The organism is Methylobacterium sp. E-065, from assembly GCF_022829605.1.
Classification (GTDB): domain Bacteria; phylum Pseudomonadota; class Alphaproteobacteria; order Rhizobiales; family Beijerinckiaceae; genus Methylobacterium.
Genome location: NZ_JAKSYD010000074.1, coordinates 1 through 14282, shown reverse-complemented (window position 1 = coordinate 14282; position 14282 = coordinate 1). Strand labels below are relative to the sequence as shown.

The 14282-nt window shown below is 70.3% G+C and carries 15 protein-coding genes and 1 pseudogene; 12 read left to right on the top strand and 4 right to left on the bottom strand.

Annotated features, from left to right (window positions below; genetic code table 11):
- Positions 1–2: 2 nt before the first annotated feature.
- Complete coding sequence (locus MKK84_RS07050) at positions 3–1208, bottom strand: amino acid aminotransferase (protein WP_243917991.1); 1206 nt, start codon at positions 1206–1208, stop codon at positions 3–5.
- A gap of 236 nt (positions 1209–1444) precedes the next feature.
- Between MKK84_RS07050 and MKK84_RS07045 the strand changes: the two genes are divergently transcribed.
- The 3 genes from MKK84_RS07045 (at position 1445) to MKK84_RS07035 (ending at position 4039) form a co-directional block, all read left to right on the top strand.
- Complete coding sequence (locus tag MKK84_RS07045) at positions 1445–2593, top strand: branched-chain amino acid ABC transporter substrate-binding protein (RefSeq protein ID WP_243917989.1); 1149 nt, start codon at positions 1445–1447, stop codon at positions 2591–2593.
- Between the two features lie 211 nt (positions 2594–2804).
- The gene (gene infA, locus MKK84_RS07040; protein ID WP_243917987.1) at positions 2805–3080 is read left to right on the top strand and encodes a translation initiation factor IF-1; all 276 of its coding nucleotides are present in this window, start codon (positions 2805–2807) and stop codon (positions 3078–3080) included.
- Positions 3077–4039 carry a DMT family transporter gene (locus MKK84_RS07035; protein WP_243917985.1) on the top strand — a complete coding sequence of 321 codons (963 nt, stop codon included), beginning with the start codon at positions 3077–3079 and terminating at the stop codon, positions 4037–4039. The genes infA and MKK84_RS07035 overlap by 4 nt, the downstream gene beginning before the upstream one ends.
- Here the strand turns inward: MKK84_RS07035 and MKK84_RS07030 are convergent.
- Positions 4009–4311: a hypothetical protein gene (locus tag MKK84_RS07030; protein ID WP_010682882.1), complete on the bottom strand. Its 303-nt coding sequence runs from the start codon at positions 4309–4311 to the stop codon at positions 4009–4011. The two genes, MKK84_RS07035 and MKK84_RS07030, sit on opposite strands and share 31 nt — an antisense overlap.
- 167 nt (positions 4312–4478) lie before the next feature.
- On the opposite strand from MKK84_RS07030, the gene MKK84_RS07025 reads away from it, so the two are divergent.
- Both MKK84_RS07025 and MKK84_RS07020 read left to right on the top strand, forming a co-directional pair.
- Positions 4479–5084, top strand: coding sequence for a sulfite oxidase-like oxidoreductase (locus MKK84_RS07025; RefSeq protein ID WP_243917983.1), 606 nt, complete (start codon positions 4479–4481; stop codon positions 5082–5084).
- Positions 5059–5796: an FAD-binding oxidoreductase gene (locus MKK84_RS07020; RefSeq protein WP_243917981.1), complete on the top strand. Its 738-nt coding sequence runs from the start codon at positions 5059–5061 to the stop codon at positions 5794–5796. Before MKK84_RS07025 ends, MKK84_RS07020 begins: the two co-directional genes overlap by 26 nt.
- A 9-nt stretch (positions 5797–5805) precedes the next feature.
- Here MKK84_RS07020 and MKK84_RS07015 read toward each other — a convergent pair whose 3' ends face one another.
- Positions 5806–6900, bottom strand: coding sequence for a calcium:proton antiporter (locus MKK84_RS07015; protein WP_243917979.1), 1095 nt, complete (start codon positions 6898–6900; stop codon positions 5806–5808).
- A 107-nt stretch (positions 6901–7007) separates the two neighbouring features.
- On the opposite strand from MKK84_RS07015, the gene MKK84_RS07010 reads away from it, so the two are divergent.
- The 3 genes from MKK84_RS07010 to MKK84_RS07000 all read left to right on the top strand — a co-directional run bounded on the left by MKK84_RS07010 (position 7008) and on the right by MKK84_RS07000 (position 9561).
- Positions 7008–7265 (top strand): type II toxin-antitoxin system Phd/YefM family antitoxin, encoded by a 258-nt coding sequence (locus tag MKK84_RS07010; RefSeq protein ID WP_243917977.1) that lies wholly within the window; start codon positions 7008–7010, stop codon positions 7263–7265.
- The gene (locus MKK84_RS07005) at positions 7262–7645 is read left to right on the top strand and encodes a type II toxin-antitoxin system VapC family toxin (RefSeq protein ID WP_243917975.1); all 384 of its coding nucleotides are present in this window, start codon (positions 7262–7264) and stop codon (positions 7643–7645) included. Before MKK84_RS07010 ends, MKK84_RS07005 begins: the two co-directional genes overlap by 4 nt.
- Positions 7646–7797: 152 nt before the next feature.
- A complete protein-coding gene (locus MKK84_RS07000; protein WP_243917973.1) occupies positions 7798–9561 on the top strand; it encodes a DEAD/DEAH box helicase in 1764 nt (587 codons plus the stop codon).
- A 264-nt stretch (positions 9562–9825) separates the two neighbouring features.
- On the opposite strand, the gene MKK84_RS06995 is transcribed toward MKK84_RS07000, so the two are convergent.
- The gene (locus MKK84_RS06995) at positions 9826–10638 is read right to left on the bottom strand and encodes a hypothetical protein (protein ID WP_243917972.1); all 813 of its coding nucleotides are present in this window, start codon (positions 10636–10638) and stop codon (positions 9826–9828) included.
- 248 nt (positions 10639–10886) lie between these two features.
- Here MKK84_RS06995 and MKK84_RS06990 point away from each other — a divergent pair, with 248 nt between their 5' ends.
- The 4 genes and pseudogenes from MKK84_RS06990 to MKK84_RS06975 form a co-directional block, all read left to right on the top strand.
- Positions 10887–12368: an ATP-binding protein gene (locus tag MKK84_RS06990; protein WP_409566461.1), complete on the top strand. Its 1482-nt coding sequence runs from the start codon at positions 10887–10889 to the stop codon at positions 12366–12368.
- Positions 12365–13039 carry a response regulator gene (locus MKK84_RS06985; RefSeq protein WP_243917968.1) on the top strand — a complete coding sequence of 225 codons (675 nt, stop codon included), beginning with the start codon at positions 12365–12367 and terminating at the stop codon, positions 13037–13039. The genes MKK84_RS06990 and MKK84_RS06985 overlap by 4 nt, the downstream gene beginning before the upstream one ends.
- A gap of 16 nt (positions 13040–13055) precedes the next feature.
- Positions 13056–13739: a thiaminase II gene (gene tenA / locus MKK84_RS06980; RefSeq protein ID WP_409566460.1), complete on the top strand. Its 684-nt coding sequence runs from the start codon at positions 13056–13058 to the stop codon at positions 13737–13739.
- Positions 13740–13884: 145 nt separating this feature from the next.
- Positions 13885–14282, top strand: a pseudogene (locus MKK84_RS06975) (DJ-1/PfpI family protein); the annotation flags it as partial.

Below are 14282 nucleotides of genomic sequence, written 5' to 3'. Positions count from 1 at the left end.
GGTCAGCCCTTCACCACCGCGTCGATCGCATCGATGACGTGGTCGATGTTATGGGTGTTGACCGCGGCCACGCAGATCCGGCCGGTCTCCAGAGCGTAAACCTCGTGCTCCTCGCGCAGGCGGGTGGCCTCGGCGGGGCTCAGGCCCGTGTAGGAGAACATGCCCTTCTGCGTCTTGATCGCGTCGAAGCCGCGCTCGGGGTGGCGCTGCTGCAGGCTGTCGGCCATCCGCTCGCGCATGGTGCGGATCCGGTCGCGCATCTCGCCGAGTTCGCGTTCCCAGTCAGCCCGCAGCTCGGGATCGGTCAGCACGATCTCGACGATCGCCGCGCCGTGGGTGTGCGGGTTCGAGTAGCTCGCCCGCACCAGCCGCTTGGCGAAGGACTCGGCCTTGGCCCGCGCGGCCGGGTTCTCGGCCACGATGGTGAGCGCGCCGACGCGCTCGCCGTAGAGCGAGAACGACTTCGAGAACGAGGAGGCGACCAGGAACTCCTGACCCGATTCGGCGAACAGGCGCACCGGCTCGGCATCGGCGTCGAGGCCGTTGCCGAAGCCCTGGTAGGCGATGTCGAGGAACGGGATCAGGCCGCGCTCGGCCATCAGGGGCACGAGGTCGCGCCACTCATCGAGGCTGAGATCGGCCCCGGTCGGGTTGTGGCAGCAGGCGTGCAGCACCACGATCGAGCCCTTCGCCAGATCCTGGAGATAGGCCTTCATGGCCGGATAGTCGGCGCCGCCGGTCTCGGCCGAGAAATAGGGGTAATCGACCACGGTGAAGCCGGCCTGGGTGAACAGGGCCTTGTGGTTCTCCCAGCTCGGGTTGCTGACCGCCACCTGGGCGTTCGGATAGAGCTTGGCCAGCACGTCCGCGCCGGTCTTCAGCGCGCCAGTGCCGCCGATGCTCTGGAGCGTCGCGGTGCGGTTCTGCGACAGGATCGGCGCGCCCTTGCCGAAGAGCAGCTCCTGGACCGCGTCGCGGAACGGCTTGGTGCCCTCGATCGGCCGGTAGGTCTTCGGCAGGCCCTTCTCGATCCAGCGCTTTTCGGCGGTCTGCACGGCGCGCAGGCGTGGCACCTTGCCGTCCGCATCGGTGTAGACGCCGACCACGAGGTTGAGCTTCTTCAGGCTCGGGTCGGCGTTGAAGGCCTCGAACAGGCGCATGATCGGATCGAGCGGCGCGTCCTGGATGCCGGCGAACAGCGAGGTCATGATCGTCAATCGTCCCAGAGGGTCTTGGTCGGCGGCGCGTCGGCGCGCCAGCAGGCCCGGCGTCAAGCCGGGGTGACGCCCTTATTCCGCACATCGCGCCCGCCCGCCAGCGCTTCCGTGCGAATCTGTATGCCGATACGCTCACAGGGTGCATGGCCCATTGCCGGCCGGACAGGCTCGTCCGTACGTGGAAGCGCCTCTTCCGGAAACCCTGTGCCGGGCCGTAGGGTGCCGCCATGATCCGACACCTCGCCTTGGCCCTCGCCGGCCTCATCGCCACGGCCGCGACGCCGGCCACCGCGCAGGCGCCGGTGCGGATCGGCCTCTCGGCGCCGCTCTCAGGCCCGGACGCCGCCTTCGGCCAGGGCCTCCGGCAGGGGGCCGAGCAGGCGGTGGCCGACATCAACCGGGCAGCCGGCGGGCGCCCCCGGCTGGTGCTGGTGCCCACCGACGATGCCGGGGACGCCCGGCAGGCCGTCTCCGTAGCCCGGAAATTCATGGCCGACGGGGTGCGTCTCGTGGTCGGGCCGTTCGAATCCGGCGCGGTCGCCGCCGCCTCGCCCGTCTACGAGGATGCCGGCGCCGTGCTGGTCACGACGGGCGCGAGCTATTCGCCGCTCACCGGCCGCGGCTTCTGGAACACATTCCGGCTGGGTCCCAGCGACGCGCAGCAGGGCCGGGCCGCCGGGGCTTACCTCGCCAAAACCTTCGCCGGTCGCTGGGTCGGCATCCTCAACGATCGCTCGACCTTCGGCCGTGGCCTCGCCGACGCGGTGGCGGCGCAGCTGAAGGAGGCCGGTGCGCCGGAGGTGCTGTTCGACAGTTTCCCCCGCGGTACCCGCGATCTCGCGGATCTCGTCGCCCGGCTGAAGGCGGCGCGGGTCGAGGCGGTCTATTTCGGCGGGCTCGCCCCCGAGGCCGCGACCCTGTTGCATGCGATGCGGCAGGCCGGGCTCGGTGCCACCCTGGTGGCGAGCGACGGGATCCTCGATCCCGGCTTCACGACGATGGCCGGCACGGCTGGCGAGGGCACCGTCATGACGCTCGCGCCCGATCCGCCGCGATTACCCGATCCCCGAAGCGGCAAGCCGGTCCCGCGCGGCCCGGATGCGGACAGCGTGGCGGCCGGCGCCTACGCGGCGGTGGAACTGCTCTATCAGGCGGTCGACCGTGCCCGTGCGGCCGATCCGAAGACCGGCCGGATCGCGGATGTTCGCAAGGTGGCTGAGGCCCTGCGTAGCGGCCCACCCGCCCGCACGATCCTCGGGTCGGTCGGTTTTGACGCGAGGGGCGATCGGACCGGCGGCGCCGTCACCCTGCGTGTGTGGCGGCGGATGCCGGATGGCCGCCTCGACTATGCCGGACACGACACCGCCGAGCCGTGAAAGCCGGCAAATCATGTCGATGACGGATCCCTTAGGCCGCGCCGCGACTTGCGGCCGGTTCCCGCGGCGACTACATGCGAGTGTGCTGCTGAGCTGGCGCGGGCGGTCCGTCGGATCGGATCCGCGCCCTGCGGCGTTTCCCGAGCTCGATCATAAACCGAGACGTATTGCCGGAACGCCTGCTGCCGGACGGTCCGACTGGAGAAGGTGCATGGCAAAAGAAGAATTGATGCAGTTCGACGGTCTCGTCGTCGAGATCCTGCCGGATGCGCGCTACCGCGTGCAGCTCGACCAGGGCCACGAGATCGTGGCTTACACGGCCGGCAAGATGAAGAAAAACCGCATCAAGACACTGGCGGGTGACCGGGTGACCGTCGAGATGTCGCCCTACGATCTCGAGAAGGGCCGCCTCGTGTTCCGCCACAAGGACGAGCGCTCCTCCGGCCCGCGGCCGCAGGTGCGTGGCGGCCAGTTCCGCCGCCGTTGAGTTCGGAGCGGGCGGCCCACGCGGCCGCACCCGCTTACGGCCTGCTCACACTCACGGCGCTGCTCTGGGCCGGCAACGCCGTCACGAGCCGCTGGGCGCCCGGGCATATCTCGCCCCAGGTCATCACGACGTTGCGCTGGGCCGTGGCCTGTACGGTGCTGGTGCCCTTCGCGGGGCGCAAGCTCGCCGCGGCTTGGCCCCTGCTTCGCCCGCACTGGCTGCGCATCCTGCTGATGGGCGGCCTCGGCTATACGGCCTTCAATTGCCTGTTCTACGCCGCCGGCGCCTATACCGGGGCGATCAACCTCGCCCTGTTCCAGGGGGCGATCCCGGTGCTGGTGATCCTCCTGAACCGCGTGGCCTACCGGGTCCCGGTCACGGCCGGTCAGATGGCGGGCGTGGTTCTCACCCTGATCGGCGCAGGCTTGGCCGCGACCCATGGCGACCTGGCCGTGCTCACGCACCTCGCCTTCAACCGCGGCGACGTGCTCGTGTTCGGCGCCTGTCTGCTCTACGCGGGCTACACGATCTTCCTGCCGACCCGGCCGAAGGTCCCGGGGCTGGCCTTCTTCGCCGCCATGGCGGTCGCCGCCCTGCTGACCTCGCTGCCGCCGCTGGCGGTGGAATGGGCAACGGGGCACGCCGTCTGGCCGGGCCCGGAGGGATGGGCGATGGTGGCCTTCGTTGGCCTCGGGCCCTCGCTCCTCGCGCAGCTGTTCTTCATGCGCGGGGTCGAGTTGATCGGCCCGAACCGGGCCGGCTTGTTCGTCAACCTCGTGCCGATCTTCGGCGCGATCCTCGCCGTCCTGCTGGTCGGCGAGCCGTTCGGGGCGACGGAAGGGATCGCCCTGGCGCTGGTGCTCGGCGGCATCGCCTGTGCCGAGCGGCTGAAGCCGGGGCGGGCCGTCGAGCCCGCGCCGGAGGCCACTTACTCGCAGACGCGGACGCGGCGGATGTAGACGTCGCCGTAGGGATCGACCGTCCGGCGGCGCTCGAAATGGCAGACCGGGCCGTAATCTTCTTCGACGTAGACCGGCGGCGGGGCGCGGTAGACCGGGCGGCCCGGGTAATAGCCGTTGTTGGACGACGCGATGGCGCCGCCGACCGCGAGGCCGCCGAGCACGCCGAGCGCAGCCGCGCCGCCGGCCCCGATGCCGTCGCGGGCCTGAGCGGCCGGCGCCAGCGTGGCGAGGCTCCCGACGACGAGGCTCGTCGCGAGTAGGTACTTCATGACATCCCCCTGGAAGCAGGCGATTCGTGCCGAACATCGGCACAGTCCGGCTAGCACGCCTGAGCTTTGGGGCGTTTGTTCGGCCGCACACGGCCGGACCGGCCGGCTTGACGTGGGGTGTTCCGCCGCACCACACCCGCTCGATCGGGTGCGCAACGGAGGCCGGCATGGTGACACGGGGTTTCGTCGGGCGCAGGCAGCCGCCCGAGACCGGTGCACGCCTGCCGCCGGGCCAGTATCTGACTGACGACTTTCCGATCCTGCAGATCGGCCCGAACCCGACGGTCGATCGCGCCACGTGGCAGTTCACGCTGCGCGACGGCTCTCGCCCGATCAAGACGTGGAGCTGGGAGGCGTTCGAGGCGCTGCCCCGGACTACGTGGAACGGGGACATCCACTGCGTCACCAAATGGACGAAGTTCGACACCGCCTGGGAGGGCGTGAGCTTCGACGACCTGCTGACGGACGCCGGGATCGCGGCGCCGACGCCGTTCCTGCTGGCGGAATCCTATGACGACTACACCACCAATGTGCCGGTGGCCGATCTCGTCGGCGGGCAGGCCCTGGTGGCGACGCGCTACGCCGGCCAGCCGATCCACCCGGATCACGGCGGCCCGGCGCGGCTGTTCGTGCCGCATCTCTACTTCTGGAAGAGCGCCAAATGGGTGAAGGGCCTGCGCTTCACCAAGACCGACACCGCCGGCTTCTGGGAGCTGCGCGGCTATCACATGTACGGGGATCCCTGGCGTGAGCAGCGCTACACCGGTGACTGAGGCGATCGTCTTCCGCTGGCACCGGGCCGCGATCACGGCGATCGCGCCGGTCACGCCCCACGTGACGAGCGTCCGGCTGCGCTGTCCGCTGGCGGACACCTATCGCGCCGGCCAGCATGTCGACGTCCGGCTCACCGCCGAGGACGGGTATCAGGCCCAGCGCAGCTACTCGATCGCCTCGGCGCCGGATGGCAGCAGCACCCTGGAACTGATGATCGAGGGCCTGCCGGACGGCGAGGTCTCGGGCTGGTTCACCGAAATCGCCCAGGTGGGCGATCAGGTCGAGCTGCGTGGGCCGATCGGCGGCTCGTTCTCCTGGGACGGTCCCGATGGCGGCCCGTTGCTCCTCGGCGGCGGTGGATCCGGCGTGGTTCCCCTGCTGGCGATGCTGCGGCGGCGGGCGCAGGGCTGGCGGGCGATTCCGGCGGCTTTGATCTACTCGGTCCGGACCCGGGCCGACGCGATCGCGCTCCCTGAGCTGGAGCGGCTGGCGGCCGAGGATCCCGGCGTCTCGCTCCACCTCGCGACGACCCGGGAACCGGGGGGCAAGCGCATCGATGCCGCCCTCGTCGCAGAAGCGCTGCGCCGGACCGGGCCGCCCGGGAAGGTGTTCCTCTGCGGCTCGAACCGCTTCGTCGCGGCGGCCTCCGACCTGATCGTGGCGGCCGGCGTAGCACCGGGAATCATCCGCACCGAGCGGTTCGGGGCGTGAGGCCGTCGATCACGGGCTGAAGATCAGCACAAGGTAGACGAAGAACAGCACGAGGTGCACCGCGCCCTCCAGCACCGTGGTGCGGGTGCCGGAAAACGTCTGGGCGCTGAGGATCAGCGTCACGGCGAGCAGGGTCATCTCGGTGGGCTTGAGGCCGAGCACCACGGTCTGGCCGGTGAGCAGCCCGATGGCCAGGACCGCCGGCACGGTCAGGCCGACCGTGGAGGTCGCCGCGCCCAGGCACAGATTGATCGCCCGCTGCAACTCGTTGCGGGCCACCGCCTTGAGCGCCGAGATTCCCTCCGGGGTGAACACGATGGCGGCGATCAGCACGCCGCCGAGCGCCGAGGGGGCACCCAGCGCCGCGATCCCATGGTCGAGGATCACCGCGAGGCTCTTGGCCAGGATCACGATCGGCACGACGTTGGCCAGAAGCAGGCCGATCGACTTGGCGATGCTGCCGCCCGACTCGGAGGCGGCGTCGGCCGGTGGCTCCGCATCCCGGGCCTCCGCGTCGATGAAGAACTCGCTGTGCCGGCCGGTCTGGATCAACAGGAACACCCCATAGAGCGCCAGGGTGAACACCGAGAAGGCCACGGCCTGGAGGGTCGTCAGCGTGCCGTCGCTGGTCGAGCTGGTGAAGTTGGGGATGACGAGTGCGATCGTGGTGAGCGGGATGATCACCGCCATGAAGGCGGATGCCCCCTGCAGGTTGTAGCGCTGCTGGTGATGGCGCAGGCCGCCGACCAGCAGCCCGAGCCCGACCACGCCGTTCAGCACGATCATCAGCACGGCGAACATCGTGTCGCGGCCGAGCGTCGGTGCGTCCTTCGCCGAGAGCATCACGGCCGAGATCAGCGCCACCTCGATGATCACGATGGCGAGCGTCAGCACCAGGGTGCCGAGCGGCTCGCCCAGCCGGTGGGCGATCGCCTCCGCCTCGTGCACGACGCCGAAGGCCGCCCAGACGATCACCGCCAGCAGCCACGCGAACAGCGCTCCGGCGACGAGCGGCTGCGACAGGTCGGCAAGCCAGCCCTTGCCGAACCACGCGAAGGCGAGAACCGTCGCCCAGGCCACCGCCACCCGCAGGAGTCCGATCATGTCCGTGCCGCTCTCCTGACCTGCCGCATTGACGCTGCGGCTTCCAATGTTAGACCATGTCATAGTCCATTTGCATGACGCGACCAGAGGCGATCCGGGAGGATGCGATGCGGGTATCCGTGACCGACGCCAAGGCACAACTCACCGACTTGGTCCGGCGCGCAGAGGCCGGCGACGAAGTGATTCTGACCCGGCACGGCCAGCCTGTGGTTCGCCTCACCACCATCGTGCCGAAGCCTGATCTCGCGGCACGCGGCGACATCATCGCGGCCCTGCAAGCTGCCGCTGCCGTCAAGCTCGTACCGGGGCCCGGTGCAGCCTGGAGCCAGGAATGCCTTTACGGCGACGACGGCCTGCCAGGATGATCGTCATCGATACATCGGCGCTGATGGCGATTCTCCTGAGAGAACCGGAGGCGGAGCGGTGTAGTGCCATCATCCAGCGCGAAGAGCGGCTTCTCATGTCGGCGGCCACGTTGGCCGAGGCCCTGATCGTCTCTGCCCGTCGGAACATCAACGACGAGATGAGCACCCTCATCGAAGCGCTCGCCATCGAGATCGTGCCGGTGACCGCCGCCGCGGCGCGCCGCATCGCCGGAATCGATCGGCGCTGGGGGAAAGGGTCTCAACCGGCCGGCCTGAACTTCGGCGACTGCTTCGCGTATCACCTCGCGAAGGAACAGGATTGCCCGCTGCTCTTTGTAGGCCAGGATTTCAGCCAAACCGACCTTCGCACCCTGGATTGAGCCGGTGCAACCGCCCCATGCTGCGGCGGGAGTGGTCAGCGCGCCCGGTTGGCGTTACCTTAAGGCGACCCGAATAAAGTCCGGTGCCAGAACTCTTCGCCGCGCGATGGCGCGCAGCCGAGTGCGGCGCGGCCGTTGAGAGTTTCTAAAACTTGCCTTTCCCGACCTTGCCCGCCCCCCTCGCGCGGGCCCTATCCGAACGCGGCTACGCCGATCCCACCCCGGTCCAGGCCGCGGTGCTGGAGGCGGCAGCCGGCGCACGCGACCTCCTCGTCTCGGCTCAGACCGGCTCCGGCAAGACCGTGGCGTACGGCCTCGCCATGGCCGGCATGCTCATGGGCGACGCCGAGGCCCTCCCGCCTGCGGCGGCCCCGCTCGCCCTGGTGATCGCTCCGACCCGGGAGCTCGCGCTCCAGGTGCAACGCGAACTCTTGTGGCTCTACGGCCCGGCCGGTGGCCGGATCACCGCCTGCGTGGGCGGGATGGATCCCCGGCGGGAGAGCCGGATGCTCGCCGACGGCACCCACATCGTGGTCGGCACGCCGGGGCGCCTGCGCGATCATCTGGAGCGGCGCAACCTCGATCCGACCGCTCTGCGCGCCGTGGTCCTGGACGAGGCCGACGAGATGCTCGATCTCGGCTTCCGGGAGGATATCGAGTTCATCCTTTCGGCGACCCCGCCGGAGCGGGCGACCTACCTGTTCTCCGCGACGCTGCCGAAGGCGATCGAAACGCTGGCCGAGCGCTACCAGCGCGGCGCCCTGCGGCTCGCGATCAAGAGCGAGACCCGGGGCCACGCCGACATCGCCTACCGGGCCGTGCGGATCATGCCGCGGGAGACCGAGCACGTGGTGCTCAACCTCCTGCGCGAGGCGGATGCCGCGACCGCGATCGTGTTCTGCAACACCCGCAACGCCGTTCGCCATCTCCAGGCGAACCTGACCGAGCGCGGCTTCTCGGTGGTGGCGCTCTCGGGCGAACTCGGCCAGGGCGAGCGCAACGCGGCGCTCCAGGCCCTGCGCGACGGTCGCGCCCGGGTCTGCGTTGCCACCGACGTCGCCGCGCGCGGCATCGACCTGCCGTCGCTCAGCCTCGTGATCCACGCGGATCTGCCGCACGACGCCGAAGTTCTGCAGCACCGCAGCGGCCGCACCGGCCGCGCCGGGCGCAAGGGCACCTCGGTGCTGTTGATCCCGAATTCCCGGCGGCGCCGGGCCGAGCAGATGTTCGCCATGGCCAAGGTGAGCCCCGAATGGTCGGGGCCGCCCTCGGCCGACGAGATCCGGCGTCTCGACGGCGAGCGCATGCTCGAAGACCCGCTCTTCGCCGAGCCCCCCGCCGAGGAGGACATCGCGCTGGCCGAGACGCTGCTCGCCGGCAAGAGCCCGGAGGAACTGGCGGCGTTGCTGGCCCGCGTCTACCGCACCCGCCTGCCGGCTCCCGAGGAGGTCAGCGACCCCGGTGAGGGTCGGGCCCCCCGGGGCGAGCGTCCGCCCTACGATCCGATGGACCCTGAGCGGATCGCCTCCATGGGGCCTGCGGTCTGGTTCCGGCTCAACCTCGGCCGCCGCGACAATGCCGATCCGCGCCGCCTGCTGCCGATGCTGACCCGCCGGGGCGGCATCGACCGCCAGGAGATCGGGGCGATCCGGATCTTCGATCGCGAGACCAAGTTCGAGGTGCGCGGCAACGCGGCGGCACGCTTCGCCGAAGCCTTCGCCCGGAATGGCTCACCGGAGATCCAGATCGAGGCGATCGCGGGGGATGCCGCACCGACCGAGCGTCAGGGCCGTTCGGCTGGTCCCAGCGGCCCGAAGGGCTACGCCAGCCCCCGTGCCGGCAAGCATCAGCGCAAGGCCGAACAGTCCGGCCCGCGTCCCGAGCACAAGCCAGGCCGCAATACGGGCCGCGGCTGAGGCCGAAGCGCTCGCTGGCGCGGGCTTGTGGGTTCACACATCTCGCTCCAGGCTCAAGGCTCTCAAGAGAAAGCGCTTTTCCCTCCCCCTTTTGGGGAGGGGCCAGGGGTAGGGGTGGTTCAGGATGAGGCGCAATGGTGCCTCCTGCGCCACCCCCACCTCCAACTCCTCCCCGCAAGGAGGAGGAGAGCGTGTCGGCGCCATTGTGTGGACTTCGTCGCCCGCAGTGAATTTTTAGGGAGCGCGCGCGGGCTGTCCGGCCGTTCAGAATACGCTCTTCACCGCGTCGCCGATGGCGTCGACGCTTTCCTTCAGCTTGCGTCCGGCAGGCGCCAGCGACGGCAGCTTGATCCCGAGCACTTCCGTTTCTTCCGCTTCCGCGGGCTCCGCCTGTGCAACGGCGGTGGGAGCCGTACGCTTGGCCTTCTCGGCGGTCTTCGTCGGCGGTGTCGGCTTCGTGGCGACGACCTTGGGCGTCGGTTTCGCGGCCTTCTCCGCCGGTGCGGACGCCGCGACCGGCTTCGGGGCCGGCTCGGTCAGCACGCGGGCGCGTACCGTCTCGGATGCGCGCGGCGTCTGGAGCGCAGCCGTGCGGCTCGGCGGAAGCGGCACGACCTGACGGCTCGCGGCGAGCGGCGAGACCGGTGTCGGGGTCGGGATGCGCCGGGTCGGGGGAACGGATGCGTCGGCGGCTTTGGCGGGGGGCGCAACCGGCGCCTTGCTGGGCGCTGCCGCAGGGGTAGACGTGTCGGGCAAGGATGCCATGCGCGGGGCCTGAGCGACCGGTTCGGCCGGCTTCGCTTCAGGGGGCGCCGACGCGACGGTTCCGGCAAGGGCCGGAAGCCCGTCCTTCAGGTCGGGCCAGTCCTGGGCCCGACCTGGCGCGGCGGTGAACTTCATCGGGGGGGGCGATGCGAGCCCGGCCATCAGCGTCGAGGCGGCGACCCCGAAGCCGCCGAGCACGCCGATCCCGGCCAGCCCGAACAGGACGATGCGCAGGTCGAGCGCACGGCGCGGTGGCGCTGCCGGATTCCGATTGTCTCGGGTGTCTGAGGGGTCCAGAGCGAGGTCGATCATGGTCCGGGGTCTCTGACACGAGGCACGACGCGCGCGACCAGCCCCCCCATGACCGATCGCCTTCCTCCGGCGAGCCGGAGGCGGTTCAACTCGGCTGCCAGTAGAGGAGCCGCAATACGGCGCAAAGATGTCGGTCCGAATTCTGGGCGGGGCCAGTCGATCCACGTCTATCCACAAGATATGCAGCTACGGCTTAACGATCCGTGATCGACCGGCACATTGAAGACGCCCGGATCGACCGCCGCCGCATGGACTTCGCCCGCGTGCCCGCTATGGGTCTCGGCGTGGATGCACGACCGACAAATCTCCCGATGGCCGCCGCTGCCGCAAGCCGGGCCGGGCGCTGGCCCTGGTCGACGTGGTCGACCCGGGCGCGGCTCATCGCCGTGGTGCTGTTCATCGACGCCCTGGCGGCCCTGATCTCGTGTGGCGTGATCGTGCTCAACGCCCGGACGGCGGTGCGGGTGGAGACCCGGGCCTCGCTCGCGACCGTGGAATCGCTGGTCGCCGACACGATCCGCCTCTCCGAGACGACCCCACCCGAAAGCCTGCTCCAGACCCTCGACCTGCGCTTCAAGGTGCTGCGGCACGTCCGCGTCGCGGTCCTCGACGATGCCGGTGCGCGCGTCGGCAGCGCGGTCCCGACCCATCGGACCGTACGGGAAGCACCGGGCTGGTTCGCCGACCTGATCATGCCGCCGATCGAGCGCCACACCCTTCCGATCACGGCGAAGGGGCAGCAACTCGGCTCGGCGCAGATCACCACCCAGCCCCTCGACGAGATCGACGAGATCTGGGGCTACGCGCGGGCGCTCTCGCTGACCACGGCGGCGATCAACGTCGCCATGCTGATGGCGCTCTACGTCGCTCTCGGCCGCATCCTGGCGCCGCTGCGGCGGCTCGGCGTCGGCCTGACCCAGCTGGAGCACCACGATTACACCGCCCGCCTCGCGCCCCCCGGCGCCCAGGAACTCGCGGTCATCGCCGAGCGGTTCAACAAGGTGGCGGCGGCTTTGGGCGAGGTTCGCGCCGCCAACGGGCGCCTCAACCGGCAATTGCTAACCGCGCAGGACGACGAGCGCCGCCGCACCGCCCTGGAACTCCACGACGAGTTCGGCCCGTGCCTGTTCGCGCTGGAGGCGAATGCCGCCTCGATCGCCCGGATCGCCTCGGGTCCGACCGAACCGAGCCGTGAGAAGCTTACCGCGCGGGCGGCCGAGATCAGCGCCATCGTCGGGCAGGTCCAGACCGTCAACAGGGAGTTGCTGAACCGTCTGCGGCCGCACGGTCTCGGGCAGGCGCCGCTCGCCACCTGCCTCGATCTGCTCCTGCGCGGCTTCGCCCAGCGCCATCCCGGCCTCGACTTCGTCGGCCGGTTCGATGGGTTGGCGCGCGGCTACGGCGACCTCGTGGATCTCACCGTGTTCCGCTGCGTGCAGGAGAGCGCCACCAACGCCGTGCGGCATGGCGCCGCCACCCGGGTCGAGGCGGAGGCCACGGAAACCGGGAGCCACCTGACGGTGACGATCCGCGACAACGGCACCGGGCTTCCAGGCCCTGGCGCCCCGGCCGAGCCCGGCACCGGGCTGGGTCTTTCGGGGATGCGCGAGCGCGTCGAGGCCCTGGGCGGCACCTTCGCCCTTGACAATGCCGGCCCCGGCGCAATCGTCCGGATCATGATCCCGGTCCCGCCGGACCGGGGCGACGAGAACAACGCGCAGAGCGCATGAACGCCATCGCCTCCCAGATCGACATCGCCGCCACGCGCCTGCCGGTTCTCGTCATCGACGATCACCCGATCGTCCTGCAGGGCTGTCGCCGCGTGCTGGAGGATGCCGGCGTCGAGACCATCGCGGAGGCGACTTCGGTGGTCGCCGGCTACCGGATCTTCCACCGGCTCCGGCCGCCGGTGGTGATCTGCGACCTGACCTTCCAGGGCAGCGGCATGGCCGGTCTCGGCCTGATCCGCCGGATCCGCGCGGTGGCGCCGCAGACGCGGATCCTCGTGTTCAGCATGCACAACGATCCGGTGATCGTCGCCCGCGCCCTGGAGGCCGGGGCGCTCGGCTACGTCCTGAAGGATCACGCCTCGGCCGAGCTGTTCGAGGCCTTCGGCAAGGTGCGGATCGGCGAGGTCTATCTCGACCGGCGGCTGGCCACCGAAGTCGCGATGCTGCGGGCGGACGCCCGGCGCACGCCGGAATCGCAGCTGACCCCGCGCGAGCAGCAGATCCTGGCGCGCCTCGCCCAGGGGCGGTCCTACGGCGCGATCGCCACCGACCTGTCGGTGAGCTACAAAACCGTCACGAATGCCTGCTCGCAGATGCGCCAGAAGCTCGGCGTGCGAACACTGGCCGAGCTGATCCACGTCGCCGTCACGCACGCTCAGCGGCAGGGCTGACATGGCCGCTGCTGACATGGTCGAGCATTCCGGACCGGGGCCGTTCTCCGGGGAGGCCTGGGCGCGCAACGCCGTCGCCTACGAGACGATCCGGTCGATGCCGTTCAACGCGGAACTCGCCGCCGGCACGCTGCGGCAGGACAGGTTCCGCCACTACATCGTGCAAGATGCGCATTACCTTGTGGGTTTCGGCCGAGCGCTGAGCCTCGCCGCCGCGAAGGCACCGGATCCGGACGGGATCGTGCAGTTTTCGGCCGCCGCCCAGGAGGCCATCGTGGTGGAGCGCGCCCTGCACGGCGGCTTCTTTCGCGATTACGGCATCGGGCCCGAGACCTTCGCGGCCACTCCGCTGACGCCGGCCTGCGACCATTACGTGAACTACCTGCTCGCCACTGCGTATGCCGAGCCGTTCCCGGTGGTCTGCGCTGCCCTGCTGCCCTGCTTCTGGATCTACAAGGAAGTCGGCGACGACATCTTCGCCCGCGCCCAACCCGACAACCCCTATCGCGCCTGGATCGACACCTATGCGGGCGCGGATTTCGCCGAGGCCGTCGCTGCGATGATCGCCGCCACCGACCGGGCGGCGGAGGACGTCACTGCCGGCCAGCGGGCACGCATGCACCACGCCTTCACCCAGGCCACGCGCCTCGAATGGATGTTCTGGGACAGCGCCTATCGCGACGCGGCTTGGCCGCTGTGACGCGCCTTTCGTGACCGGGCCGGCGGGCCTGCACCGCCGGGACCTCATCGCCGCCGCGGCTGCGGCGGCTGCCGCTTGGCCGCTCCTAACCCGAGCCGACGACGCTCCGGCGCCGATCCCGGACGATCGGCCGGTCCGGATCGCGATGCTCCTGTTCCCGGGCCTCACCGCGCTCGATCTCGTCGGCCCCCAGGACCTGCCCGCGGGGTTGGCGCCCGGACGCCGTCCATTTCCCGCCTAGTCCGCCGGCCCGGTGGCGAGGGATACCGGCCTGTCGCTGTTGGCGACCCACACCTCAGAGACCTGCCCGCGGGACCTCGACGTCCTGTTCGTGCCGGGCGGCGACGGAACGCCCGCGCAGATGCGCGACGCCCGGCTGCTCGCCTTACTGCGGGATCGTGGCGAACGGGCCGCTTGGGTGACGAGCGTCTGCACCGGATCGCTGATCCTCGGCGCCGCCGGCCTGCTGCGGGGGTATCGCGCCACATCGCATTGGTGCGTGCGCGACGCGGTGCTGCCGCTCCTCGGCGCCGAGCCGGTGGC

What these genes read in the sequence shown, in the direction of transcription:
- MKK84_RS07050 (WP_243917991.1), bottom strand. Translation starts at nt 1,208, where the DNA reads ATGACCTCGCTGTTCGCCGGCATCCAGGACGCGCCGCTCGATCCGATC.
- MKK84_RS07045 (WP_243917989.1), top strand. Translation starts at nt 1,445, where the DNA reads ATGATCCGACACCTCGCCTTGGCCCTCGCCGGCCTCATCGCCACGGCC.
- infA (WP_243917987.1), top strand. Translation starts at nt 2,805, where the DNA reads ATGGCAAAAGAAGAATTGATGCAGTTCGACGGTCTCGTCGTCGAGATC.
- MKK84_RS07030 (WP_010682882.1), bottom strand. Translation starts at nt 4,311, where the DNA reads ATGAAGTACCTACTCGCGACGAGCCTCGTCGTCGGGAGCCTCGCCACG.
- MKK84_RS07025 (WP_243917983.1), top strand. Translation starts at nt 4,479, where the DNA reads ATGGTGACACGGGGTTTCGTCGGGCGCAGGCAGCCGCCCGAGACCGGT.
- MKK84_RS07015 (WP_243917979.1), bottom strand. Translation starts at nt 6,900, where the DNA reads ATGATCGGACTCCTGCGGGTGGCGGTGGCCTGGGCGACGGTTCTCGCC.
- MKK84_RS07010 (WP_243917977.1), top strand. Translation starts at nt 7,008, where the DNA reads ATGCGGGTATCCGTGACCGACGCCAAGGCACAACTCACCGACTTGGTC.
- MKK84_RS07005 (WP_243917975.1), top strand. Translation starts at nt 7,262, where the DNA reads ATGATCGTCATCGATACATCGGCGCTGATGGCGATTCTCCTGAGAGAA.
- MKK84_RS06995 (WP_243917972.1), bottom strand. Translation starts at nt 10,638, where the DNA reads ATGATCGACCTCGCTCTGGACCCCTCAGACACCCGAGACAATCGGAAT.
- MKK84_RS06990 (WP_409566461.1), top strand. Translation starts at nt 10,887, where the DNA reads ATGGACTTCGCCCGCGTGCCCGCTATGGGTCTCGGCGTGGATGCACGA.
- MKK84_RS06985 (WP_243917968.1), top strand. Translation starts at nt 12,365, where the DNA reads ATGAACGCCATCGCCTCCCAGATCGACATCGCCGCCACGCGCCTGCCG.
- tenA (WP_409566460.1), top strand. Translation starts at nt 13,056, where the DNA reads ATGGTCGAGCATTCCGGACCGGGGCCGTTCTCCGGGGAGGCCTGGGCG.